Source organism: Allokutzneria albata (assembly GCF_900103775.1).
Lineage (GTDB): Bacteria > Actinomycetota > Actinomycetes > Mycobacteriales > Pseudonocardiaceae > Allokutzneria > Allokutzneria albata.
The window spans coordinates 3993232-4016334 of the sequence record NZ_LT629701.1; the positions used below are offsets into that span (position 1 = coordinate 3993232).

Genomic DNA, 23103 nt, shown 5'->3' on the forward strand with positions numbered 1-23103 from the left:
CGCGGTGATCACGTCGATCGGCGCCTGAAGGGTGTCTTCGCGCGGATGATGCCGGCAGCCTGCGAGCGCGCAGTTGACCGCCTGGCATGTAGGGCTGCAGCCCCGCCGAGCGTGATCACACGTGTCGGGTAGCTGGCGTTGGCCGCAGCACGTAGACCTGGTGGCGTGAAGTGGCGCCGCCATGGACGCTGGTGGCTTTGACCCAGGTCCAGCGTTTCTCACGCCGCCCCGCCCCGACCGGTTGGTGACGCCAGTGACCACGGCGCAGATGCGGCCGCTGGGTTCGCAGCGTTTCCTCGTCCTGCTCGCGAGGTGCGCGGGGTGAGGTGGCCTCGACGTCGAGCACATGCACACCAGCGGGATCGTCGGCGCCGTCGTCGATGCGGGCCGCGATTCCGGTCCTGTTTGGGTTCTGACGTGGCGGCAGGACCGACGGCCGGTGCCAGCAGCTCAGCGCGGTTCCGGCGATGATGTTGCCGACTTGGGGGCGCCAGGCCGACTGAGCGCGTGAGGCCGGGATGGCGATGCGCCCCAAGGGGAATCCGAACGGGTGGTAGATCACGACGCACCATGCGAAGTCATCACCGGGAACACCGTTGCCATCCGCGGTCACGATCAGGCCCTCGACGTAGCCACCGAATGCGTCCAGTGTTTCCAACGGGGTGGGCAGGTCGCTGCGGTAGGTGAGCCCGGTGGCTTGCAAGCGACTCAGCGCCTCGCACAACTCGGGCGGGCCGTAGCCGTTCGCCGCGGTGCCGCGGGCGAACATCATCAACGGAAAAGCGGTGCGCAGGAACCGGTTCTTATGCCGGCGGTTGGGTTCAATGCGCCACGGCTCGGACAGCACGACGAAGACTTGCCGGAAGGGCAGTCGGACATCGACTTCGTCGGGCAGGGCGCGAGCGTCGGGGAACGACGTTGAGTGCTCGGCGGGCAACCAGAACGGAACCGCAACGTCCTCGGTATGCCACAGCTGACTGAAGGTGCTGCGTCGATACCAGTACGCCAGGTCGGTGGCGTCCGCCGGGTGGGGGATCATCGGCGCGTGCCGCCACGGTGTCACGATCACCGCATCGGGACGCAGCGACGGGCCAGGGAAGGCGGTCGTGGGCAGCTGTGGGGCTCCGGTCGTGGTCGCGCCGAGCTGAGCGCGTAGTTCCGGCGCGTCGCTGGTGTCGGTGGGCAGCCCCATCCACGGCGGGACGGCCCAGGTCCAGATCGCTTCCGGATGCTCATGCAACGCGAAGGACCGCGCATAGAGCGCATAGGACTCGTCGTCGGATTCCGTTTCCGGCGGAACCCAGCCCTTCAGCGAAACGGTACGAGTTGACTGGAGTTCGGTTCCCACCTGCTTGCGGTACCAGAGACCGAGGAACTCCGGCGAAGCGTTCTCGTGCACCGCCGGGAACTTGACTCGGATCCCCGCCCGGGACGCGTCGTCGACGACCTGATGACCACTGGACGCTCGCTCCAGGCCTTCATCAGCGGCGCGTACCTCACGTAGCGCGGCTTCCAGCCTGTCCACGGTTCGCGCCGCAGCTGCCGTCTGCTTGCTCGCGTCGTCCTGAATCATGCGCAACCGCCGCGCGGTGAGTTCGCGTTCCTCAGCCAGACGTGCGCGGGCGGCGCGGGCTTGAGCAGCACGGTCCTTGGCTGTCGCGGCCCGCTGGACTTCAGCCTCGATCTCATCGCGCAACCGCTTGATCTCGGCGGATTGTGCCCTGGCCTCCCGATTGGCCCTGGCGCGTTTGTGCTTTCCCCTCATGCCGTCTCGTCCTCGTTCAACGCCTCAGAGAAAGCCGAAATCGCGTCTCGAAACGCTTCCTCGACCGCACGTTTCGCCGCATGCGTCCTGGGATCCGCCTCGCCCAACCCGGCGACCTGGACGCGGGTCCACAGCCTGCACGCAGCCACCGTGAGTTCCTCCGCCACCGCCATAGCCTGCTCGACGCTGGTCCGGCAGGACTGAGTCCCCGGTGAGACACCCGCGTCACGATCATGTCGAATCAGCGCGATCCCCCGCAGATACACCTCGCGCTGATCGCCCTCCCTATCGTCGGAGACCCGCTGCTTCCGCAACGCCTGAAGTTGAGCGTTCAGCTCACGAACAGTCTTGTGCCCATCAGCGCCGTCGCCCTGCCCCACGCCTGCCATCCCCTCCTCGTGCTCCAGCGGCCACGCCACGATCATGTAACCGCAGTAATGGAGCTCGGCTCCAGCTTCTGCCAGTGCCTATAGGAGATCGCCAGAAATCCGCAGAGCCTCGCCGGGGAACCACGGGGCAGGCGGCACCCGGACGACACCGATGACGCCCACGAAGTAAATCGTGGTGGACCGGACAGCGCCTCACGTCCGCCTCATGAGGCCCGCGTGCGCACGGAAGACCCGATGTAGGGGACCCGAGTGTGCCTTTGCCTGGCCAAGCCGGGCGACGATGGCCGCAAGGGGGAACCACTGCTGGAGCTGCGCCCCGGACGCCGTGTCCGCCGCGTTGCGGGACATGGAGGGCGTTGTTTACCGTCGCGGACTCCGCGTCAGTGCGTGTCCACGACATCTCCACCGCCGGCGTTCCCGCGAACCACGGCGATTCAAGCCCAGCGCCCATCCACATTCTTGCCCGGCGCCTGGTCACTGCGACGAGCACGGCAAGGTCGCGGTGACCACGGCGGCCGAGAACGGGTTGAGCACTGGTGGCGCACCGGAAATCCTCCGTGGCCTGTCATGGTGTGGATGCCCGAGACACCGGGGACTACCTCGACGCCATCGTTCAAGCCCCTGGTATCCCCAATTTTATCTACTCGCCTACCGGGACCGCAACGCGGCGAAGCCTGCGGCACCGATGGTCCGAGCTCAGCGCGTCCCGGAAATCGCTGCGGATCGCCAACACGATCCTCACCCTCGATCCAGACCTCGTCTTCGACACCCCGAAAACCGGCTCGGCTTCCGGAAACTGCCCCTCGACGCCGACACTCGCCTCGTCCTCGAGGAACACCGAGAGCACAAGAAGGGGTCGCGCGCGAAAGCCGGAAACCCCTAGCGTGAGCACGACCTGATCTTCTGCACCGATCGCGGTGAAACGTTGGACCCGAACCATGTGTCGAACCGGTTTCAGATACTGGATCGCCAAGCTCGACCTACCCCCAATTCGGCTGCACGAACCGCGGCACGGGGCGGCAATGTTGGTATTGGCGGGCAGGGGTGCTGATGAAGGTGGTGCAGGAAATGCTCGGCTGCAAGACGTTGGCGATCACGTCAGACCTCTACACGTCGATGCTGCCGCAGCTGGGCATCGAGGCCGCCGCGAGGTGTCGCCATCCAGTCCTGCACTCGTGGTCACCCACAGGCCACCCACAAGATCATTTTTCCACCTTCCGATGACCCGGAGGATGGAAAAACCCAGGTCAGAGAGGTGTCAGTGGTGCCCCCGGTGCGACTCGAACGCACACTGGACGGATTTTGAGTCCGCTGCCTCTGCCGATTGGGCTACGGGGGCGTGCCGTGAAGCAGTCTACGTGGCGGTGCTGATCATATCGGACGGGGTGCGGGGGTGGGCGTGCGGCCGACGTTGGTGGTGGTGAGCGGGCCGGCGGGGGCGGGGAAGACGACGTTGGCGCATGAGCTGGCGCGGCGAGTGGGGTGTCCGGCGGTGTGCCGGGACGAGATCAAGGAGGGGATGGTGCACGCGGCGCCGGGTGCGGACAGGGACGAGCTGAACAAGAAGGCGTTGCCGGTGTTCTTCGGGGTGGTGGAGCAGCTGCTGCGCGCGGGGGTGACGGTGGTGGCGGAGGCGGCGTTCCAGGATCGGGTCTGGCGGCCGCGATTGGAGCCGCTGCAGGGCCTGGCGGACGTCAAGGTCGTGCACTGCGTGGTGGACGCGGAGCTGGCTATGGAGCGGCGGGTGCGGAGGTGGCGGGAGAACCCGGTGCGGCGCGCGCACGAGGACGAGCCGGTGGACCTCGGGCCGTTCGACCGGGTCAGGGTGGATGGGCCGTGGATGGAGGTGGACACGACGGACGGGTATCGGCCGGGGCTTGACAAGGTGGTCGCGTTCGTCGGGTTGCGAGGGCCGGAGCGGGACTGAAACGATCAGGATCGAGTGGCGTTTACGTGATCGTCCCGCTGGTAACTACCCACTCGGCAACGCCACCCTGAGGAGACGACATGCAGCCGTGGCCGGGTCAGTCCTATCCGCTGGGTGCGAGCTACGACGGCACTGGCACGAACTTCGCCCTGTTCTCCAGTGTCGCCACGAAGGTCGAGCTCTGCCTCTTCGACGAGTCGGGCGCGGAGACGCGGGTGCGGTTGCACGAGGTGGACGCCTTCGTGTGGCACGGCTACCTGCCGCACGTGGTGCCGGGGCAGCGCTACGGCTACCGGGTGCACGGCCCGCACGAGCCCGAGAACGGGTTGCGGTGCAATCCGGCGAAGCTGCTGCTGGACCCGTACGCGAAGGCGGTGGACGGGCAGCTGGAGTGGCACGAGGCGCTGTTCGACTACCGCTTCGACGATCCGGACGAGCTCAACGAGCTGGACTCGGCGCCGTACGTGCCGAAGGCGGTGGTGATCAACCCGTTCTTCGACTGGTCGGAGGACCGGGCGCCGCGGACGCCGTACCACAAGTCGGTGATCTACGAGGCGCACGTGCGCGGACTGACGATCGACCACCCGGACATCCCGATGGAGCTGCGCGGCACGTACGCGGGCCTGGCGCACCCGGTGATGATCGACTACCTGACGAAGCTCGGGGTGACGGCGGTCGAGCTGATGCCGGTGCACCAGTTCATCCCGGAGCACTCGCTGGTGGAGCGCGGGCTGACGAACTACTGGGGCTACAACACGCTCGGCTACTTCGCGCCGCACGACGCCTACGCCTCGCAGACGATGCAGGGCAGCCAGGTGCAGGAGTTCAAGGCGATGGTGCGTTCACTGCACCAGGCGGGCATCGAGGTCATCCTGGACGTGGTCTACAACCACACCGCGGAGGGCAACCACCTCGGCCCGACGCTGAGCCTGCGCGGGATCGACAACACGGCGTACTACCGGCTGGTCGAGGACGACCCGCGCTACTACATGGACTACACGGGCACGGGGAACTCGCTCAACGCCCGCGATCCGCACACGTTGCAGCTGATCATGGACTCGTTGCGGTACTGGGTCACGGAGATGCACGTGGACGGGTTCCGGTTCGACCTGGCCTCGACGCTGGCGCGCGAGTTCTACGACGTGGACCGGCTGAGCGCCTTCTTCGACATCGTGCAGCAGGACCCGATCATCAGCCGCGCCAAGCTGATCGCGGAGCCGTGGGACGTCGGCCCCGGCGGCTACCAGGTGGGCAACTTCCCTCCACTGTGGACGGAGTGGAACGGGAAGTACCGGGACACGGTGCGCGACTTCTGGCGCGGGGAGCCCGCGACGCTGGGCGAGTTCGCCTCGCGGATCACGGGTTCGTCGGACCTGTACCAGGACGACGGGCGCAAGCCGTTCGCCTCGATCAACTTCGTGACGGCGCACGACGGCTTCACGATGGCGGACCTGGTCGCCTACAACGAGCGGCACAACGAGGACAACGGCGAGGACAACAACGACGGGCACTCCGACAACCGGTCGTGGAACTGCGGGGTGGAGGGTCCGACGGACGACGAGGGCGTGAACGCCTTGCGGCGCAGGCAGGTCCGCAACTTCATCGCCACGCTCGCGGTGTCCCAGGGCGTGCCGATGCTCTCGCACGGTGACGAGATCGGGCGGACGCAGCGCGGCAACAACAACGCCTACTGCCAGAACAACGAACTAAGCTGGGTGGATTGGAAGCGTGCGGCGGAGCACGAGGACCTGTACGAGTTCACGTCCTCGATGCTGACGTTGCGACGCACGCACCCCGTGTTCCGCAGGCAGCGGTTCTTCCGGGGGCGTCCGTTGCGGCGCGGGGACGAACTGCGGGACATCGCCTGGTTCACCCCATCCGGTCGCGAGATGACGGAAGAGGACTGGGAAGCCGGGTTCGGCAAGTGCGTCATCGTCTTCCTGAACGGCGAGGGACTGACGGACCGGGACGAACGCGGTGAGCTGGTCACCGACGACTCGTTCCTGTTGTGCTTCAACGGACATGACGGGGAGATCGAGGTGACCGTGCCTGACGGCGGCTACGGCGAGGAGTGGGCGGTCGTGGTGGACACGGCCTCGGGCGAGGTGTTCGCGGACGACCGGTCCACGCCGAACCACGCGGTCCTGGGTGGGCAGCGGATCACGCTCGCGGACCGGTCCCTCGTCGTGTTGCAGCGCACCCGATGAGCCCGGCACCAAGCTCGACCTACCGCCTGCAGCTCGGTCCGGGTTGCACGTTCGCGGATGTGTCGGAGCTCGCGGACTACCTGGATCTCCTTGGTGCTGGGGCGGTGTACGCGTCGCCGGTGTTGCAGGCGGCGCCCGGCTCCACGCACGGCTACGACGTGGCCGACGCGACGCGGGTTTCCGAAGCGCTCGGTGGCGAGGACCAGCGGCGGCAGCTCGCGGAGCGGCTGCGCAAGCTCGGGATGGGCTTGGTCGTCGACGTGGTCCCGAACCACATGGGCGTGGCGAAGCCGGAGGCCAACGCCTGGTGGTGGGACGTGCTCAAGCACGGCCGGGATTCGGCGCACGCCAAGTACTTCGACATCGACTGGAGCCGCGGGCCGATCCTGATCCCGGTGCTGGGCAGCGACGACGCTGAGGACGACCTGCGCGTTGAGGACGATCGGCTCGTGTACTACGAGCACGCGTTCCCGCTCGCGCCGGGCACCGGTGAAGGGTCGGCGCGGGATGTGCACGCGCGCCAGCACTATCGGCTGGTGTCGTGGCGGCGCGCGTCGGCGGAGCTGACCTATCGGCGCTTCTTCGACATCAACGAGCTGGCCGCGGTGCGGGTGGAGGACCCGGAGGTTTTCGAGGCGGCGCATGCGGAACTGCTGCGATGGGTGGCCGCAGGCGAGGTCACGGGGCTGCGCATCGACCATCCGGACGGGCTGACGGCGCCGGGCGAGTACATGCGGCGGTTGCGCGCGGCAGCTCCGGAAGCGTGGCTCGTGGTGGAGAAAATCCTTGGGCCAGAAGAGGAACTGCCGCCGTCGTGGCCGGTGGACGGCACGACGGGGTACGAGGCGCTGCGCGAGGTCTGCGGGTTGTTCATCGACCCGGCCGGTGAAGCCGCGGTGACGGCGCTCGCCGCGGAGGCCGGGGTTCCGGTGAGCGTCCACGAGGTCGAGCACGGGTGCAAGCGCACTGCCGCGAACGTGATGCTGCGGGCTGAGGTCAAGCGGATCGCGCGGCTGCTGCGTGACGAGAACGCGGAAGCGGCGGTCGCGGAGCTGCTGGCCGCGTTCCCGGTGTACCGCAGCTACTTGCCGGAGGGCGACGGGCACCTCCAGGTGGCGGTGGAGACGGCGTGCCGGGCGCGGCCGGACCTGGCCGAGGTGATCGCCTCGATCGGCGAGCGGATGCGGGCGGAGCCGGAAAGCGAGCTGACGCAACGGGTTCAGCAGACCTCGGCGATGGTGATGGCCAAGGGTGTCGAGGACACCGCGGGCTACCGGCTGACCCGCTTCGCCGCGTTGAACGAGGTGGGCGGCGCGTTCGACCGGTTCGGCGTCGGCGTGGAGGAGTTCCACGCGAAGTGGTCGGCGCGGCAGGCGGGCTGGCCGAGCACGATGACCACACTGTCCACTCACGACACCAAGCGCTCCGAGGACGTCCGCGCGCGCCTCGCCGTGCTCAGCGAGATCCCGGAGGAGTTCGCCGCGGCGGTGCGGCGGTGGACCGCGCGCCGCCCGCTGCCCGAGCCGACGCTGAACCTGTTGGCGTGGCAGACGCTCGTCGGGGCGTGGCCGATCGACGCGGACCGGCTGGGCGGCTATCTGGCCAAGGCCGCCAAGGAAGCCAAGCTGCGCACGACGTGGGTCGACCCGGACGAGGCGTTCGACGAGCAGGTGCAGCAGTGGGTTCGCGATGTGCTGGCGGACGCGGAACTGCAGGCCGACCTGGAAAGGCTGCTGGAACTCGTTCGCACGCCGGGCTGGTCGAACTCCCTGGGGCAGAAGCTCCTCCAGCTCGCCGGGCCGGGTGTTCCCGATGTGTACCAGGGAACCGAGCTGTGGGACTACTCGCTGGTCGACCCGGACAACCGGCGGCCGGTGGACTTCGAGGCGCGCCGGATGTTGTTGCGGCGCCTGGACGCCGGCTGGTTGCCGGACCTGGACGAGCTGGGGTCGGCGAAGCTGCTCGTCACGGCGCGGACGTTGCGGTTGCGGCGGGATCGGCCGGAGCTGTTCAACGGGTACCGGGCGATGCGGGCTGAGGGTGTCGCGGCGCGGCACGCGGTGGCTTTCGCCCGCAGCAACGACTTGGTGGCCGTGGCGACCCGGTTGCCGTTGGGGCTCAACGCTTCGGGTGGCTGGGGTGACACGCGGTTGCCGTTGTTCGACGGCTCGTGGACCGATGTGATCACCGGGCGGGCCGTGGCGTCCCGCGCTCCGCTGCTGGCGGATCTGCTCAGCCCCTACCCTGTCGCACTGCTTGTGAGGAAACATGATTGAGGTCTGGGCCCCGGAGCGCGAGCGGGTGCGGGCGGTCGTGGGGGACGCGACCGTTGAGCTGCGGCGCGACGGCGACGGGTGGTGGCGCGGGGACGTGCCCGAGCACGGTGACTACGCGTTCCTGCTGGACGACGACCCGGCGGAACAGCCAGACCCGCGATCGCCGTGGCAGCCCAACGGGGTCTTCGGGCGGTCGAGGCGCTACGACCACGACGCCTTCGAGTGGACCGACCAGGACTGGACCGGGCGAGCGCTGCCGGGTGCGGTGATCTACGAGCTGCACATCGGCACGTTCACCGCCGAGGGCACCTTCGACTCCGCGATCGAACGCCTGGACCACTTGGTGGACCTGGGGATCGACCTCGTCGAGGTGATGCCGGTCAACGCCTTCGACGGGCCGCACGGGTGGGGCTACGACGGCGTGCTCTGGTACGCGGTGCACGAGCCCTACGGCGGGCCGGACGGGTTCAAGCGCTTCGTGGACGCCTGTCACCGGCGCGGGCTCGGCGTGCTGCTCGACGTGGTGCACAACCACCTGGGGCCGTCCGGGGCGAATCTGGAGCGCTTCGGGCCGTACTTCGCCGGGCAGAACATCTGGGGTGCCTCGCTGAACCTCGACGGGCCGGGCTCGGACGAAGTGCGGCGCTACGTGCTGGACAACGCGCTGGGCTGGTTGCGGGACTTCCACCTCGACGGGCTGCGGCTGGACGCGGTGCACGCCCTGGTCGACCGCAGCGCGACGCACCTGCTGGAACAGCTGGCCGAGGAGACGGACGCGCTCTCCGCGCACGTCGGCAGGCCGTTGTCGCTGATCGCCGAGTCCGACCTCAACGACGCGAAGCTGGTGACCTCGCGCGAGGCGGGCGGTTTCGGCCTTGGCGCGCAGTGGAGCGATGACCTGCACCACTGCCTGCACACGGCGCTAACCGGCGAACGGCAGGGCTACTACGCGGATTTCGGGTCGCTGGAGTCGTTGGCGAACACGCTGCGCGGAGTGTTCTTCCACGCGGGCACCTGGTCGTCGTTCCGGGGCCGCACGCACGGCAGACCGGTCGACACGCGGCGCCTGCCGGGCTACCGGTTCCTCGCGTACTCGCAGAACCACGACCAGATCGGCAACCGCGCCACCGGTGACCGTCTGACGGCGACGCTCTCCCCCGGTCTGCTGGGGTGCGCGGCGGCGATCGTGCTCGGCTCTCCGTACACGCCGATGTTGTTCATGGGTGAGGAGTGGGGCGCGAGCACGCCGTGGCAGTTCTTCGCCTCCTTCCCCGATCCGGGGCTGGCCGAGGCGGTGCGCACGGGACGGCGGCGGGAGTTCGGCGAGCACGGCTGGGGTGAGGCCGAGGTCCCCGATCCGATGGACACCGCGACATTCGAACGTTCGAAGTTGAGGTGGGAAGAAGCCCGAGAAGGACATCACCGCGAGCTGCTGGAGATCTACCGCGCCCTGATCCGGTTGCGCCGGGCACGGCCGGAGCTGACCGATCCGCGGCTGCACCTGCTGCGCGTGGACCACGACGAGGACGCCCGATGGCTGGTGCTGCACAGGGGATCGCTGCGCGTGGTGTGCAATCTCGGCGCCGAAGCCGTCGACATTCCGCTCCCCTCCGCCCGCGAGACGTTGCTCCAGAACGGTGAAGCGGTTCTCGACGGGGAAACACTTCGGCTCTCCGCCGAAACCTTCGTGATCGTCGAGTGCGATTGACGCGAGAAACACCCGTTCAGCTCCGCATCCCGCACTTGTGCAGGTAGCGCCCCCTGCCGATAAGAAGTCAAATGGTCCGGCAGTGTCGCGCCGCGCACGGATCAGGCATGATTCGTTGCCGATACGTGATGTACGGATCGCGGTCGGCGACGTCGGGAACGGATGAGAGGTCTCAATGAACTCACGGGGCCCGAAACCGCTTCCCGGCAAGGCTTGGCTGGCCTACCTGCTGATCGGTCTCGCCGGGGTCGGCGGCTACTACGTGATCCCGGCGGAGGAGGGCTTCGGCGTCTGGGGCCGCCTGCTCACCTACTGCCTGATCACCAGCTCCGCCGCGGTCGCGGTGTTCGTCGGGCTGTTCCGGTACCGGCCGCGGGTGTGGGTGCCGTGGTTGCTGCTCGGGCTGAGCCAGGTGGTCTACGCCAGCGCGGACGCGACCTTCTACATCTCGCACTACATCTTCGGCAAGACCGGGTTCCCCGGGTACGCCGACCCGATCTACATCAGCCACTACCCGCTGGTCGTGGCCGGTCTGCTGCTGCTGATCCGCAGGCGCAGCCCCGGCGGTGACCTGCCCGGGCTGCTCGACGCGGCCGTGCTCGCGGTCGTCGCGGCGATGCTGACCTGGCTGTACCTGATCGGGCCGCCGACGGTGTCGAACTCGCCCGCGCTGGTCAGGGCGTTCCTGATGACCTTCCCGCTGATGGACCTGGTCATGCTGGCCGTCGGCCTGCGGCTGCTGCTCGGGCCGGGGCAGCGCCCCGCCGCGTTCTCGCTGCTGTGCGCGAACCTGTTCGGGATCTTCGCGGCGGACACGATCTACAGCCTGATGCGGCTGGGCGAGAACTACTGGGTCGGCAACTTCATCGACGCGATCTGGCTGGCGGCCAACCTCGCGCTCGGGGCGGCGGCGCTGCACCCGACGATGACCCAGCTGGCCGACCGCGCGCCGACCGTGGACAAGCACCTGGGCCCGTCCCGGATCGCGGTGCTGATCGCCGCGGCCCTGGTGGCGCCGCTGACGCTGCTGGTGCAGAACGCCAACGGCTCGCTGCACGACGTCCCGGTGATCGCCATCGCGTGCGCGCTGCTGTTCCTGCTGGTCATCGCGCGGCTGGCGGATCTGGTCTCGGACCAGCGGCGGCTGGCCATCACCGATCCGCTGACCAAGCTGCACACCCGGCGCTTCTTCGAGGCGCAGCTGCCGCTGGAGGTCGGCAGGGCGCAGCGCAGCGAGAGCGCGTTCGCGGTGCTGATCATCGACGTCGACCACTTCAAGTCGATCAACGACCACTACGGGCACCCCGCGGGCGACCAGGCGCTGATCGAGATCGCCGAGCGGCTGCGCAAGGCCACCAGGGCCGGTGACGTGCTGGCCCGCTACGGCGGCGAGGAGTTCGCGCTGCTGGCCCGCGACACCGAGCTGGACGAGCTGCCCAGGATCGCCGAGCGGCTGCGGCACCAGGTGGCCAGCAGCCCGATCGCGGTGTCGGAGGAGACCTGGCTGGCGGTCACCGTGTCGGTGGGCATCGCGGCGTACCCGCTGCACGGAACGCGGCCGGACGAGCTGATCGCGATCGCCGACCGGGCGCTGTACTCCGCCAAGGCCAGGGGCCGCGACCGGGTGGTGATCGGCACCGCGCCGGAGCTTGGCCCCGGGCTCGGCGAGCACACGGGCATGATCGACTACCTCGGGCACCTGGCCGACGAGGTGGACGCGGTGCTGTCGACCTACGAGCACAGCAGGGCGATCGCGCGGTGGGCGCGGCTGCTGGCGGCCGAGCTGGGCCACGACGAGGCCGGGGTGCGCCGCGCGGAGCTGGCCGGGCGGCTGCACGACGTCGGCAAGATCGTCATCCCACCGGAGGTGCTGGCCAAGCCCGCGCGGCTGTCCGCGCAGGAGTGGGAGCTGATGCGGCAGCACCCGGACAGCGGCTACCGGATGGTCTCGGCGGTCCCCGGCTGCGAGGCGGTCGCGGAGATCATCCGTCAGCACCACGAGCGGCCGGACGGCACCGGCTACCCGCGGCGGCTGCGCGACTCCGAGATCACCATCGAGGCGAAGATCATCGCGGTGTGCGACGCGTGGGCGGCGATGCTGTCCGACCGCCCGTACCAGACGGCGCTGACCGAGGAGGAGGCCCGGCAGGAGCTGCGGCGCGGGTGCGGCACCCAGTTCGACCCGGCGGTGGTGAACCTGTTCCTGGAGCTGCAGGAGAAGGGCACCGTGGGCGATCTGCGGCGGCTCCGCTCGCACACCTCCGAGCGGCGGCAGACCAACGCCTAGACCAGCTCGCGGCGGAGGGCGGCGAGGTCGCGGGACATTCCCACGGCGACGGCGCCGACGAGCCGCCCGCGCGAGCGGTACTCGGCGAGGAAGCGGCCACCTGGAGCCGTCGCGACCAACTGTGACTCGTAGGCGGCACCGGTGTGGCCGACGGCCTGGAGCCGCCTGCCGTACAGGTGGGACCAGAACGACGGGATCGGAGCCGGTCCGCAGGGCAGCCCGAGCAGCGCGCGAGCCGCTCGCGCCGCCTGTTCCACAGCGGTCACGTGGTGTTCGACCCGACGCGGTTGCCCGTCCAGCAATGGTTGTGGCCAGCGCGCGACATCCCCGGCGGCGATGACGCCGGGGGCGGCCAACCCGTCGTCGTCCACCAGGACGCCGTTGTCGACGTCCAGACCGGAGCCCCGTACCCACTCCGTTTCCGGCCGCGACCCGAGCGCGGTGATCAGCAGGTCCGCCTCCAGCACCGTGCCGTCGTCGAGGCGCACCGTTCCCGTGCTGTTCACCGCTTCCACGGTGCGCCCCGGGTGCAGCCGGACCCCGTGTTCCCGGTGCAGCTCGGCCATGAGCTGCCCGACAACGGGTCCGAGCGCCCGGTGCAGGGGAACGACCGATCTGTCCACAATGGACACGGAAAGGCCGAGTTCCCGGGCCGTCGCGGCGATCTCACCGCCGAGGAATCCCGCTCCCACGACCACGACCCGCGGACGCGAGGCCAACCGCGCCCGCAGTGCCCGCGCGTCGTCCAAGGTGCGCAGCACCAGCGCCGGGGTGATGTGCGGCAGCCGACGCGGCCGGACTCCCGTGGCGATCACGAGACCATCGAAGTCGATCAGCCGCCGGTCGTCGAGCAGCACCTGCCGGGCACGGAGGTCGAGCCCGGTCGCGGTGCGGCCGCGCAGCCAGGTGAGCCGGAGGTCGTCGTGGAGCAGGGGTGCGCGGGCGTGCTCGCCGAGGAGGAACTCCTTGGAGAGCGGAGGGCGCCGGTACGGCCGGTGCGGTTCGGCACCGACCACGACGATCTCGCCGGTGTGCCCGCCCGCGCGCAGCTCCTGGGCGGCGGACATGCCCGCCGGTCCAGCGCCGACCACGACGATCCGGTCCACGCATCACTCCTCGGTGAGCGTGATCGCGCGGACCGGGCACAGGCGCTCCGCCTGCCGCACGGCCTCGCCGTGCTCCGCCGCAGGGGCTGGGTCGTAGACCAGTTCGTCGTCGGCGTCGAGGTCGAAGACCTCAGGGGCGGCGAAGACGCATTGGGCGTGGATCTCGCAGACGTCTCGGTCGACGTGGACGCGCATCGGATGTCCTTCACACGGGGTTGAATCGGGAGTACTTGCCGAAGGCCCACCGCGGCAGGGCGAGCCCGGTGAGCTCCACGACCCGGTCGAGCTCGAAGTCGACGACGCGCTGCGCCCCCGGCACGGACGCCGCGCGGCGCTGGTCCCAGTCCGTCCTGGCGCGGCCGGTGAGCTGGAGGGTGGCGCCGCGCTCCCAGTCGAGGAACAGCAGTCCGGCGCGGGGATCGAGTTCGAGGTTGCCCAGGGTCATGAACATGGAGTTGCCGACGTAGTCCGGCCAGCTGAGCCGCCGGTCACCGGTGACGGTGACGAAGCCGGGATTGCCGCCGCGGTGGGAGGCGTCGGCGCCGAGGCCCGGCACGTGCGTGGCGATGAAGAAGGTGTCCGCGGAGGCGATCCACGCCCGCTGGTCCGCGTCCAGCTGAGTCGCCGCGCGCGCGGCCGGTGCAGCGGACGCGGTGTCGTCGCCGGTGACGGTGCGGGTCTGGATGTACTTGGGGCAGTTGGAATAGACCTGCTCGGTGTGCAGTACGAGCGTGTCGCCGGACTGCCTCGCCCTGCCGTTGACCCGCATCCGTCGCCGGGTGGCCGGTTCGATGGCCAGCACGCCGATGTCCCTGTCGTCGTCGAAGGCGGTGGCGAGCGGGTCCTGGTGGACCGGCCGCCGGTCCACCAGGACGGTCCGCTCCCCCGCCGCGCGGACGAAGCCGGGCGGCCCTGCGACGGGGCTCGCCCACACCGCGCCCTCGTCATCGGCGGCACCGAGGACGACCAGGCGCTGGGAGCGGAGGAACTCGGCGGCCACCGCCGGGATGTCCGGGCCGACCTGCGCCGACCCCCACGGGCCGGGGACGCCGGTCCGTGACTGGAGCCGCTGTTCGCCGGGGTGGTGCACGAGAACCTCCAGAGTGCGGTGACGGATCAGAAGAAGCCGCAGGTCGGTGCGCCCGGCGTGGGCGCGGTCGCGGTGTCGGCGCCGCTGGGCGCGTAGATCTCCAGCCGGATGCCGTCCGGGTCGTGGAAGAACACGCCGCCGGAGGAGGCACCCTCGCCGTGCGGCACCACGCCGTCGTGCAGGACCTCGACCCCGAGCTCGCGCAGGGTGCTCTCGGCGCGGCGCACGTCGGCGATGTCGGGGACCTCGAAGGACATGTGGTGCAGCCCGGGGCGGTCGGTGGCGAAAGCCCCGCCGCTCTGCTGCCAGAGCGTCACCAGCAGCGCGCCGTCCTTGCCGAGGAAGGCGAACCGCCGGTCGGCCTCCGCGCTGGAGCCGAGCACGTCGACGTCGAGGACGCGGCGGTAGAAGGCGGTGGAGCGGTCGAGGTCGGTGACGTTGATGCCGACGTGGCCGGCCTTGAGGGCGGGTGCGCCCATCGGGTCCTCCCGGATCGCGTTCTAACGATTGGTGGTACTGCTTTCGTTAGAATGACCCTCACACGTCTTCTAACGCTTGTCAACAGTCACAGCGTTAGAATCGGGGAGGGCTAGCATCGAGCGGCAGCCGGGACGAGGAGGGCACGTGAGCGCCGACGAGATCGCGTACCTGCTCCCGGAGGAGCCGCTGCCGATCCGGCTGATGAACACGATCTGGGCGGACCGCCACGGGCGCCACGACGACCTGGGCACGGTGCGCGGCCTGGAGGAATGGCTCGGGCGGTCCGGCATTCCCGCGGAGTCCACAGTGGACTCGGCGGATCTCGCCGCGTTCCGGCGCCTGCGCGACGCGCTGCGGCGCGTCGCCGCCCACGTGACCGCCGACGAGCGGCCCGTGGCGGCTTCGGCGACGAAGGACCTCGACACGGCGATCGCCGAGCTCAACTCCGTCGCCGTGGCCAGAACGCCGCTGCTGGTCCGGCGCGGTGCGGACCTGGCGCTGGAGTGGACGACCTCCGCTCAGGGCGCGAGCCACGCCCTCTCCGTGCTCGGACTGGCGGCGGCTCGCCTGTTCACCGAGGACGCCGAGGCGCTGCGGGCCTGCTACGGCCCGGGATGCGTGCTCTACTTCGGCAAGGACCACCCGCGCCGGGGATGGTGCTCCCCGGGGTGCAGCAACCGCGCCCGTGCCGCCCGGCACTACGAGCGGCACCGCTCCGCGAAGTCGAGCTGAGGACTACTCGCCGAGATCGGCGAGGGTGTTCCAGAACTGGTGCTCGTAGTGCTGGAGCAGGCGGACCTGGTCCTCGACGGCCGCGCCGGTCCAGCCCGCCGCGATGCCCGCTTCGACCGCGGCCTGCGCCAACCGGTCGCTCTCCGGCTGCGGATCGGCGAAGAGGTCGAAGAACCCGCAGCCCTCGTCGTCGAAGCCGTAGTGCTCGCGCAGTCCCCTCGACGCCGAAGCGCAGTAGCCGCCCCAGCCGCCGAACCCGGCGACGAGGGTGACCAGCACGTCCAGCGGGTCGCCGTTGAGCGCGAGCGAGGCGACGTAGGACGGGTAGGACTGGCAGCCGGGCTGCGTCCGGTAGGCGCGGACCGCCTCGGCGTCCATGCCGCAGCGCCGCGCGAGCATCGCCACCCGCTCCAGTGCGACGGCCTCTCCCGCGGCGAGCCCGGAGAAGAACTGCCGCGCGTTGGGCTCCTCGGCACGGGCGGCCAGGGTGAGGAAGGCCCGCCAGTCGCTGGTGATCACCCGGTGCTGCTCGGCGGCGAGCTTGCCGATCACCGACAGCGGTGCCTGCCCGGTCTCGATCAGCCGGATCAACCGGTTCTCCCCGCCGCCCTCGTCGAACTGCCGTTGGGCCGCGGCCAGCCGCTCCTGTGCCGATCCGGTCATCGCCTGCCTTCTCCCTGAATCGTCGCCGGGCGCGAAATCCCGCGGGAGCAGCGTATGTCAGCGCGCGCACTCCCTCCTGCCGAAGGTCCGCCTTATCGAAGGATTCACGGGCCAGCAACGCGGAATTGGCCGTTGACCGCACATCACGGCAGCGCGAAGGGTGGGATGACCACTGAAAGGGGGAACCCGTGCCGCCGTTTCCCGACGAGAGCGTCGAATTGCTCGAACTGGTCGCCGGCTACCAACGGAAACTGCTCACCGCCCCGCCCGACGCGCTGGTCCGGCCGGAGGCGACGGAGTCCGGACTGCCGCCCGGCGACCTGGCGCTGCCGGAGGAGGGGCTGGGCGCCGCCGGTGCGGTGACCGAGCTGTCGCAACGGCTGCTGGAGACGGCGATCCGCTCGGCGGGACCGCGGTTCTTCCACTTCGTCATCGGCGGGGTGACCCCGGCCGCGCTCGCCGCGGACATGCTCACCTCCACGGCCGACCAGAACACCGGCATGTGGGTCAGCTCCCCGGTCGGCGCGCACACGGAGGTCCTGGCGCTGCGCTGGTTGCGAGAGCTCTTCGGCTTGCCCGCGGAGTGGTCCGGGGTGATCACCTCCGGTGCGACGATGGCGAACTTCGTCGGTCTCGCCTGCGCGCGCCGCTGGTGGGCCGCCAGGCACGGGGTGGACGTGGACGTCGACGGCCTGTCCGGGCTGCCGCGGGTCCCGGTGCTGGCGAGCGGGTACCTGCACTCCAGTGCGGTGAAGTCGTTGGGGATGCTCGGGATCGGCCGCTCCTCGGTGCGCTTCCACCGCCGCGAGGACGGCAGCGTCGACCTGGCCGGGATGCGCGCGGACCTGGCCTCGCTCGGCGGCGCCCCGGCGATCATCTCGGCCAGCGCCGGCGAGGTGAACACCGGCGCGTTCGACCCGATCCCCGAGCTGGCCGACCTCGCCGAGGAGTTCGGCGCGTGGCTGCACGTGGACGGCGCGTTCGGGTTGTTCGCCGCCGTTTCCGAGCGGACGCGGCACCTGGTCGCCGGGGTGGAAAGGGCGAACTCAGTCGGCTCGGACGGGCACAAGTGGCTGAACGTGGCCTACGACTGCGGTTTCGCGTTCGTGCGGCAGCCGGAGCTGCTCGGGCCGGTCTTCACCAACACCGCCGCCTACCTGCCCGGTGTGGACCCGGAGCGCCCCAACTACGGCAACCTCGGCCCGGAGAGTTCGCGCAGGGCAAGGGCTTTCGCGGTGTGGGCGACGCTGGCCGCCTACGGCCGTTCCGGCTACCGCAGGATGGTCGAGCGGCACCTCGACCTGGCGCAGCGGCTCGCCGAGCGCGTCCGCCGCGAGCCGTGCCTGGAACTGCTCGCCGACGTGCCGCTGAACATCGTGTGCTTCCGCTACCACCCGGACGACGTCGCCGACGCGGAGCTGGACGCGCTCAACTCCGCCATCGCCGACGCGGTGATCACCGATGGGCGCGTGCACTTCGGCTCCACCCTCCACCGCGGGATGGTGGCGTTCCGGCCCGCCATCGTGAACTGGCGGACCGGGCCCGCCGACATCGACCTCATCGTCGACGTGGTGCTGGAGCTGGGGCTGGTGTGCGGGGCCTCGTTCGATGAGAGCCGGGATCGAGGTCGTTCCTGGCAAGACGACGGGTAGGCCGCGTACCGGTGTTGTACGTGGGCTGCCCGGCGACGCCGCCAGGGGCGGGCTCGGCCCGGCTATCGCGAACACGGGTCCCGCACGCCGGCCCTCAGCCCAGCGCGTGCGCCAGGTCGGCCCATAGGTCCTCGGCGTGCTCGATGCCCACCGACATCCGGATGGTGCCCTCGGTGATGCCCGCCGCGGCGAGACCGGACGCGTCCAGTTGCCGGTGCGTGCTCGAAGACGGTTGCAGCACAAGGGTTTCCACGCCGCCGAGGGAGACGGCCAGCGTCGCGAGCCGGACTCGTTCCAGGAACCGGACCGCGGCCTCGTGCCCCTCGGCGATGTCGAAGCTCACCAGCGCGCCGAAGTCGCCGAGCAGCTTGACGGCCGTCTCGTGATCGGGATGGCTCGTCAGGCCCGGCCAGCGCACGGCGCCGATCGCGGGGTGCTCTGAAAGGCGCTCGGCGAGGACGCGCGCGTTGGCGCACTGTTTCGCTTGGCGCAGCGACAAGGTCTGGAGCCCGCGCGCGGTCAGCCACGCCGCGAACGGGTCCGCGGAGGCGCCGTAGTCGACCACCTGGTGCCAGGTCTCTCGGTGGTGCTCCTCCTCGGCGAACACCACGACACCGCCGATGATGTCGGAGTGGCCACCGAGGAACTTCGTGCTGGAGTGCAGCACGATGTGCGCCCCGTGCTCCAGCGGCCTGCACAACATCGGCGACGCGAAAGTGTTGTCCACCACCACGGTCAGGCCCGCGTCGCGGCCGATCGCGGCCAGCGCGGGCAGGTCGTTGACCCGAGTGGTGGGGTTGGCGATGGTCTCCAGGTAGAGCAGCTTGGTGTTCGGGCGGATCGCCGCGGCCAGCTCGTCCGCCGCGCCGGAGAAGTAGCTGACCTCGATGCCGAAGCGCTCGGAGAGATCGCGCAGCACGGAGACGGTGCCGCCGTAGAGGGCGCTCTGCACGATCACGTGGTCACCGGAGCGCAGCCGGGCCAGCAGCACCGAGCTGATCGCGCCCATGCCCGACGCGGTGGCCACGGCGGCGACCCCGCCTTCGAGGTCCGCGACGGCCTCTTCGAGCGCGCGGGTGGTGGGGTTGCCGTACCTGCTGTAGGCGTAGGAGCCGTCCGGGCCGGCCAGCGCGTCGGCCAGGCTCTCGGAATCGGTGAAGGCGAAGCTGGAGGTCTGGAAGATCGGCAGGCTGAGCGGCCGGACGCCTTCCAGGTGCGGTGCACGGACGTGCACGGCACGGGTGCTGGGGTCGACTGGTGCATGATCGACGTCGTACCGTGAGGAACCCATTCCACGAGCTTCATGACCGGGCCCGGTTGACCGGCAGCACCAATCTGGGCCAATTGGTGTGCCGATGAGAATCCTGTCCTGCGACGAGCTGGTGACACTGCTGGGCCGCTGGTCCGGCGGGCGGGGCGCGCTGTACCTGCTGCTGGCCGCCAGGCTGCGGCTGCTCATCGACGAGGGGCAGATCCGGGCGGGCACCACGCTGCCGACCGACCGCGCGCTCGCGTTGGCCCTCGCGGTCGGCCGTAGCACGATCATCTCCGCCTACGACGTGCTGCGCCAGGAGGGGCGGATCGTCCGCAGGCAGGGCAGCGGCACCCAGGTCGCCGACACCCGCGCCCCCTCCGCCCCGACCGGCGCGGAGGGCAGCATGAACACGCTGTTCCTGCACCTGATGGAGCCGTCGGACGACATCGTGCAACTCGGCTGCGCGGCACCGACCACTCCCCCGCCCGAGCTGGCCGAGGCCTACCGCAGCGCGGTGGACCGCTTCGTCGGCGACGTGGGCGCGGACATCGGCTACCACCCGGCCGGGCTGGCCGAGCTGCGCGCGGCGATCGCGCGGAGCTACACCGCGCGCGGGGTGCCCACCGGTCCCGAGCAGGTCATGATCACCACCGGCGCGCAGCAGGCGCTCGCGCTGATCACCAGCACGTTCCTCACCTCGGGCAACGGCGTGGTGTGCGAGACGCCGAGCTATCCGGGAGCCCTGGAGCTCTTCCGCGAGGCGGGCGCGGTGATCAGCGGGGCGGAGTGCGGACCCGCCGGGCTGGACCACGCGGAGTTCCTGCGGCTGCTCGCCCGCGACCACACCCGGTTGGGCTACCTCATCCCGACCCACCAGAACCCGACCGGGGCGGTGCTGCCGCCGTTGGTGCGGCGGCGCATCGTGCTGCGCGCCGCGGAGCTGGGCGTCCCCCTGGTGGAGGACGAGACACTGGCCGAGCTGGGCTTCCACGACCTCGCGCCACCGCCGCTGGCGAGCTACGCGCCGGACGGCGACATCCTCACGGTGGGATCGCTGAGCAAGCTGGTCTGGGGCGGGCTGCGGGTCGGCTGGGTGCGCGCTCCCGCGTCCCGGATCGCCCGGCTGGCGCGGGTGAAGGCGCTGCACGACATGGGCAGTCCGGTGCTCGCGCAGCGCGCCGTGCTGGAGCTGCTGCCGCACCTGCCGCAGCTGCGGGCGCGGCGGGTGGCGGAGCTGCGGGTGTGCCACGACCGGCTGCGCGAACGGCTGGCGGAGCGGCTGCCCGACTGGACGCCGCGGCCGGTGACCGGCGGGCAGACGTTGTGGGTGCGGTTGCCGCACGGCAGCGCCTCGGCCTTCGCCCAGATCGCACTGCGCCAAGGGATCGCGCTGCTGGCAGGCCCGGGGTTCTCGGTGCGCGGCGACTGCGACGACCACCTGCGCATCCCGTTCCTCCGCGGCCCCGACGAGCTGACCGCGGTGGTGGACCGGCTGGCGGAGATGTGGCAGAAGTTCGCCGCTAACAGACCTTCAACGGTGATTGGTGAAGTGTTGACGCCTCCGGGGGCGGCGACAAAGGTCTGAGGCGTCGAGTGTCGGTTCTCCAGGAGGTCACCGATGTCCGTTTCCCCTGCCTTACGCGCGGCTGTCCTCGTGGCCGTCGCCGCGCTGGCGCTGCCCAGCACGGGCGCCGCCGCTCCTGATCCCGGCCGCCAGGGCGACTACGCCGCGGCTGCCAAGGAGTTCGGTGTCCCGGAGAGCGTGCTGCTGGGCGTCTCCTTCCTGGAGTCGCGGTGGGACACCAACGCGGGCGCGCCGAGCCGCGGTGCGGGCTACGGCCCGATGCACCTGACGGACGCGGCGGCGCTCGACGTGGACGAGCACGACCACCACGGCTCGGACGCCGAGGACCCGCGCGGCGACCTGAGCAGGCCGCTGAAGGCAGTGGACAGCACACCGCAGCAGGGAGTTCCCGCTGAGCTGCGCACGATCGAGGCGGCGGAGCGGTTGACCGGCGTGGACCGCGCGGTGCTGCGGACCAACCCACGGCAGAACATCCGCGGTGGAGCGGCGTTGCTCGCTTCGCACCACCGTGCGCTTGGCGACTGGTACGGAGCGGTCGCCAAGTACAGCGGCGCCAAGGACACCGCGACCGCGAAGCGCTTCGCCGACGACGTCTTCGAGGTGATCCGCTCCGGCGAGGCGCGCACCACCGACGACGGGCACGCGGTGCGGCTGACCGCCACGGACCTCAAGGCGGACACCGGGATCGTCGACCGGATGGGCCTGAAGCCCAGTGCTCCCAACGAGGCCGAGTGCCCGCGCGATCTCGGCTGCGAGTGGATCCCCGCCGCCTACGAGCACCACACGCCGAGCGATCCGCAGAAGTACGGCAACCACGACAAGGCGAACCGGCCCGTGGACATGCCGATCAAGTACATCGTCATCCACGACACCGAGGGCTACTGGGACACCACGCTCCGGCTGATCAAGGACCCGAAGTGGGTGAGCTGGCAGTACTCGCTGCGCTCCTCCGACGGCCACATCGCCCAGCACGTCAAGGCCAAGGACGTCGCGTGGCACGCGGGCAACTGGTACGTCAACACGCACTCGATCGGCCTTGAGCACGAAGGCTTCGCGGCGAAGGGCACCTGGTACACCGAGGCGATGTACCGGACCTCCGCGCGGCTCGTGCGGTACCTGGCGCACAAGCACGGCGTCCCGCTGGACCGCGCGCACATCCTCGGCCACGACAACGTTCCCGGGGTCTCGCCCGCCAAGGTCCGCGGCATGCACTGGGACCCGGGTCCCTACTGGGACTGGGCGCACTACTTCGACCTGTTGAAGGCACCGTTCACCCCGCGCGGCGGCGACCACTCCGGCATCGTGACGATCATGCCGGACTACGCCGGCAACCACCCGCCGATGTACGGCTGCGACAGCACCAAGCCCGCCGAGATCTGCCCGACTCGCGGCACCACAACGGTTTTCCTGCACACCGAGCCGCGCGCCGACGCTCCGCTGGTCAAGGACATCGGCCTGCGCCCGGACGGCAGCAACAGCACGCGCCAGGTCAGCGACATCGGCGGCCGCGTCGACACCGGCCAGCGCTTCGCCGTCGCCGGCCGCTCCGGTGACTGGACCGCGGTGTGGTACCTCGGCCAGAAGGCGTGGTTCCACAACCCGCCGGGCGCTCCGACCGCTGTGCCCGGGACCGGCTTCGTGGTGACTCCGCGTCCCGGTCGCGCTTCGGTCCCCGTCTTCGGCGTCGCCTATCCGGAGGCTGCCGCGTACGAGGGCACCGGGGTCCCCGTGCAGACCGTGGAACCGTTGCAGTACACCATGTCGCCCGGCCAGCGGTATGTCGCAGCCGACCTCTCGGTGCCCTCCGAGTACTACTTCGCCAAGGAATGGGCCGGTCCGCGCGTCGTCGTGCGCGGCGAGGAACGCTACTACCAGGTGTTCCTCGGCCACCGCGTCGCGTACGTGAAGGCCGCCGACGTCCACGTCCTCCCCGGAGCCATCGGCGCCCCCCGCTGACGTTTACGGACCGAATGAGTCATTC

General features: G+C 70.2%; 18 protein-coding genes and 1 tRNA gene. 10 read left to right on the forward strand and 9 right to left on the reverse strand.

What is annotated here, in order from left to right; all coding sequences use genetic code 11:
• Positions 1-115 precede the first annotated feature (115 nt).
• On the reverse strand, positions 116-1765 hold the full coding sequence (locus BLT28_RS17590; protein ID WP_156050956.1) for a hypothetical protein: 1650 nt from the start codon (positions 1763-1765) through the stop codon (positions 116-118).
• Entirely contained in the window at positions 1762-2190 is a 429-nt protein-coding gene (locus BLT28_RS17595) for a hypothetical protein (RefSeq protein ID WP_030429692.1), read from the reverse strand. The genes BLT28_RS17590 and BLT28_RS17595 overlap by 4 nt, the downstream gene beginning before the upstream one ends.
• A 1014-nt stretch (positions 2191-3204) precedes the next feature.
• Between BLT28_RS17595 and BLT28_RS17605 the strand changes: the two genes are divergently transcribed.
• A complete protein-coding gene (locus BLT28_RS17605) occupies positions 3205-3378 on the forward strand; it encodes a hypothetical protein (RefSeq protein ID WP_156050958.1) in 174 nt (57 codons plus the stop codon).
• Between the two features lie 38 nt (positions 3379-3416).
• Here the strand turns inward: BLT28_RS17605 and BLT28_RS17610 are convergent.
• Positions 3417-3493: transfer RNA gene (locus BLT28_RS17610), tRNA-Leu, on the reverse strand.
• A 54-nt stretch (positions 3494-3547) separates the two neighbouring features.
• On the opposite strand from BLT28_RS17610, the gene BLT28_RS17615 reads away from it, so the two are divergent.
• The 5 genes from BLT28_RS17615 (at position 3548) to BLT28_RS17635 (ending at position 12559) form a co-directional block, all read left to right on the forward strand.
• Complete coding sequence (locus BLT28_RS17615; RefSeq protein ID WP_172806518.1) at positions 3548-4081, forward strand: AAA family ATPase; 534 nt, start codon at positions 3548-3550, stop codon at positions 4079-4081.
• An 80-nt stretch (positions 4082-4161) separates the two neighbouring features.
• On the forward strand, positions 4162-6288 hold the full coding sequence (gene glgX, locus BLT28_RS17620; protein ID WP_030429695.1) for a glycogen debranching protein GlgX: 2127 nt from the start codon (positions 4162-4164) through the stop codon (positions 6286-6288).
• Entirely contained in the window at positions 6285-8564 is a 2280-nt protein-coding gene (gene treY / locus BLT28_RS17625) for a malto-oligosyltrehalose synthase (RefSeq protein WP_030429696.1), read from the forward strand. The genes glgX and treY overlap by 4 nt, the downstream gene beginning before the upstream one ends.
• A complete protein-coding gene (gene treZ, locus BLT28_RS17630; protein WP_030429697.1) occupies positions 8557-10272 on the forward strand; it encodes a malto-oligosyltrehalose trehalohydrolase in 1716 nt (571 codons plus the stop codon). Before treY ends, treZ begins: the two co-directional genes overlap by 8 nt.
• Before the next feature lie 175 nt (positions 10273-10447).
• A complete protein-coding gene (locus BLT28_RS17635) occupies positions 10448-12559 on the forward strand; it encodes a diguanylate cyclase (protein WP_043811576.1) in 2112 nt (703 codons plus the stop codon).
• Here the strand turns inward: BLT28_RS17635 and BLT28_RS17640 are convergent.
• From BLT28_RS17640 to BLT28_RS17655, 4 genes are read right to left on the reverse strand one after another with little or no spacing between them, the layout of a single operon-like run.
• The gene (locus BLT28_RS17640; protein WP_197684044.1) at positions 12556-13665 is read right to left on the reverse strand and encodes an NAD(P)/FAD-dependent oxidoreductase; all 1110 of its coding nucleotides are present in this window, start codon (positions 13663-13665) and stop codon (positions 12556-12558) included. The genes BLT28_RS17635 and BLT28_RS17640 overlap by 4 nt on opposite strands.
• Before the next feature lie 3 nt (positions 13666-13668).
• Positions 13669-13860 carry a ferredoxin gene (locus BLT28_RS17645; RefSeq protein ID WP_030429700.1) on the reverse strand — a complete coding sequence of 64 codons (192 nt, stop codon included), beginning with the start codon at positions 13858-13860 and terminating at the stop codon, positions 13669-13671.
• Between the two features lie 10 nt (positions 13861-13870).
• Positions 13871-14755 carry a pyridoxamine 5'-phosphate oxidase family protein gene (locus BLT28_RS17650; RefSeq protein WP_030429701.1) on the reverse strand — a complete coding sequence of 295 codons (885 nt, stop codon included), beginning with the start codon at positions 14753-14755 and terminating at the stop codon, positions 13871-13873.
• Positions 14756-14781: 26 nt separating this feature from the next.
• The gene (locus tag BLT28_RS17655) at positions 14782-15234 is read right to left on the reverse strand and encodes a VOC family protein (protein WP_030429702.1); all 453 of its coding nucleotides are present in this window, start codon (positions 15232-15234) and stop codon (positions 14782-14784) included.
• A gap of 145 nt (positions 15235-15379) precedes the next feature.
• Here BLT28_RS17655 and BLT28_RS17660 point away from each other — a divergent pair, with 145 nt between their 5' ends.
• A complete protein-coding gene (locus BLT28_RS17660; RefSeq protein ID WP_231950815.1) occupies positions 15380-15967 on the forward strand; it encodes a CGNR zinc finger domain-containing protein in 588 nt (195 codons plus the stop codon).
• A gap of 3 nt (positions 15968-15970) precedes the next feature.
• Here BLT28_RS17660 and BLT28_RS17665 read toward each other — a convergent pair whose 3' ends face one another.
• Entirely contained in the window at positions 15971-16630 is a 660-nt protein-coding gene (locus BLT28_RS17665; protein ID WP_030429704.1) for a hypothetical protein, read from the reverse strand.
• Positions 16631-16818: 188 nt separating this feature from the next.
• Between BLT28_RS17665 and BLT28_RS17670 the strand changes: the two genes are divergently transcribed.
• A complete protein-coding gene (locus tag BLT28_RS17670; protein WP_063766577.1) occupies positions 16819-18282 on the forward strand; it encodes a pyridoxal phosphate-dependent decarboxylase family protein in 1464 nt (487 codons plus the stop codon).
• 94 nt (positions 18283-18376) lie between these two features.
• Here the strand turns inward: BLT28_RS17670 and BLT28_RS17675 are convergent, their stop codons facing one another.
• A complete protein-coding gene (locus tag BLT28_RS17675) occupies positions 18377-19516 on the reverse strand; it encodes a trans-sulfuration enzyme family protein (protein ID WP_030429706.1) in 1140 nt (379 codons plus the stop codon).
• Between the two features lie 121 nt (positions 19517-19637).
• Between BLT28_RS17675 and BLT28_RS17680 the strand changes: the two genes are divergently transcribed.
• Entirely contained in the window at positions 19638-21122 is a 1485-nt protein-coding gene (locus BLT28_RS17680) for an aminotransferase-like domain-containing protein (RefSeq protein ID WP_030429707.1), read from the forward strand.
• A gap of 33 nt (positions 21123-21155) precedes the next feature.
• Positions 21156-23078, forward strand: a complete 1923-nt coding sequence (locus tag BLT28_RS17685; RefSeq protein ID WP_030429708.1) for a peptidoglycan recognition protein family protein — start codon at positions 21156-21158, stop codon at positions 23076-23078.
• The last annotated feature ends 25 nt before the right edge of the window (positions 23079-23103 follow it).

What these genes read in the sequence shown, in the direction of transcription:
- BLT28_RS17590 (WP_156050956.1), bottom strand. Translation starts at nt 1,765, where the DNA reads ATGAGGGGAAAGCACAAACGCGCCAGGGCCAATCGGGAGGCCAGGGCA.
- BLT28_RS17595 (WP_030429692.1), bottom strand. Translation starts at nt 2,190, where the DNA reads ATGATCGTGGCGTGGCCGCTGGAGCACGAGGAGGGGATGGCAGGCGTG.
- BLT28_RS17605 (WP_156050958.1), top strand. Translation starts at nt 3,205, where the DNA reads ATGAAGGTGGTGCAGGAAATGCTCGGCTGCAAGACGTTGGCGATCACG.
- glgX (WP_030429695.1), top strand. Translation starts at nt 4,162, where the DNA reads ATGCAGCCGTGGCCGGGTCAGTCCTATCCGCTGGGTGCGAGCTACGAC.
- treY (WP_030429696.1), top strand. Translation starts at nt 6,285, where the DNA reads ATGAGCCCGGCACCAAGCTCGACCTACCGCCTGCAGCTCGGTCCGGGT.
- treZ (WP_030429697.1), top strand. Translation starts at nt 8,557, where the DNA reads ATGATTGAGGTCTGGGCCCCGGAGCGCGAGCGGGTGCGGGCGGTCGTG.
- BLT28_RS17635 (WP_043811576.1), top strand. Translation starts at nt 10,448, where the DNA reads ATGAACTCACGGGGCCCGAAACCGCTTCCCGGCAAGGCTTGGCTGGCC.
- BLT28_RS17645 (WP_030429700.1), bottom strand. Translation starts at nt 13,860, where the DNA reads ATGCGCGTCCACGTCGACCGAGACGTCTGCGAGATCCACGCCCAATGC.
- BLT28_RS17655 (WP_030429702.1), bottom strand. Translation starts at nt 15,234, where the DNA reads ATGGGCGCACCCGCCCTCAAGGCCGGCCACGTCGGCATCAACGTCACC.
- BLT28_RS17665 (WP_030429704.1), bottom strand. Translation starts at nt 16,630, where the DNA reads ATGACCGGATCGGCACAGGAGCGGCTGGCCGCGGCCCAACGGCAGTTC.
- BLT28_RS17680 (WP_030429707.1), top strand. Translation starts at nt 19,638, where the DNA reads ATGAGAATCCTGTCCTGCGACGAGCTGGTGACACTGCTGGGCCGCTGG.
- BLT28_RS17685 (WP_030429708.1), top strand. Translation starts at nt 21,156, where the DNA reads ATGTCCGTTTCCCCTGCCTTACGCGCGGCTGTCCTCGTGGCCGTCGCC.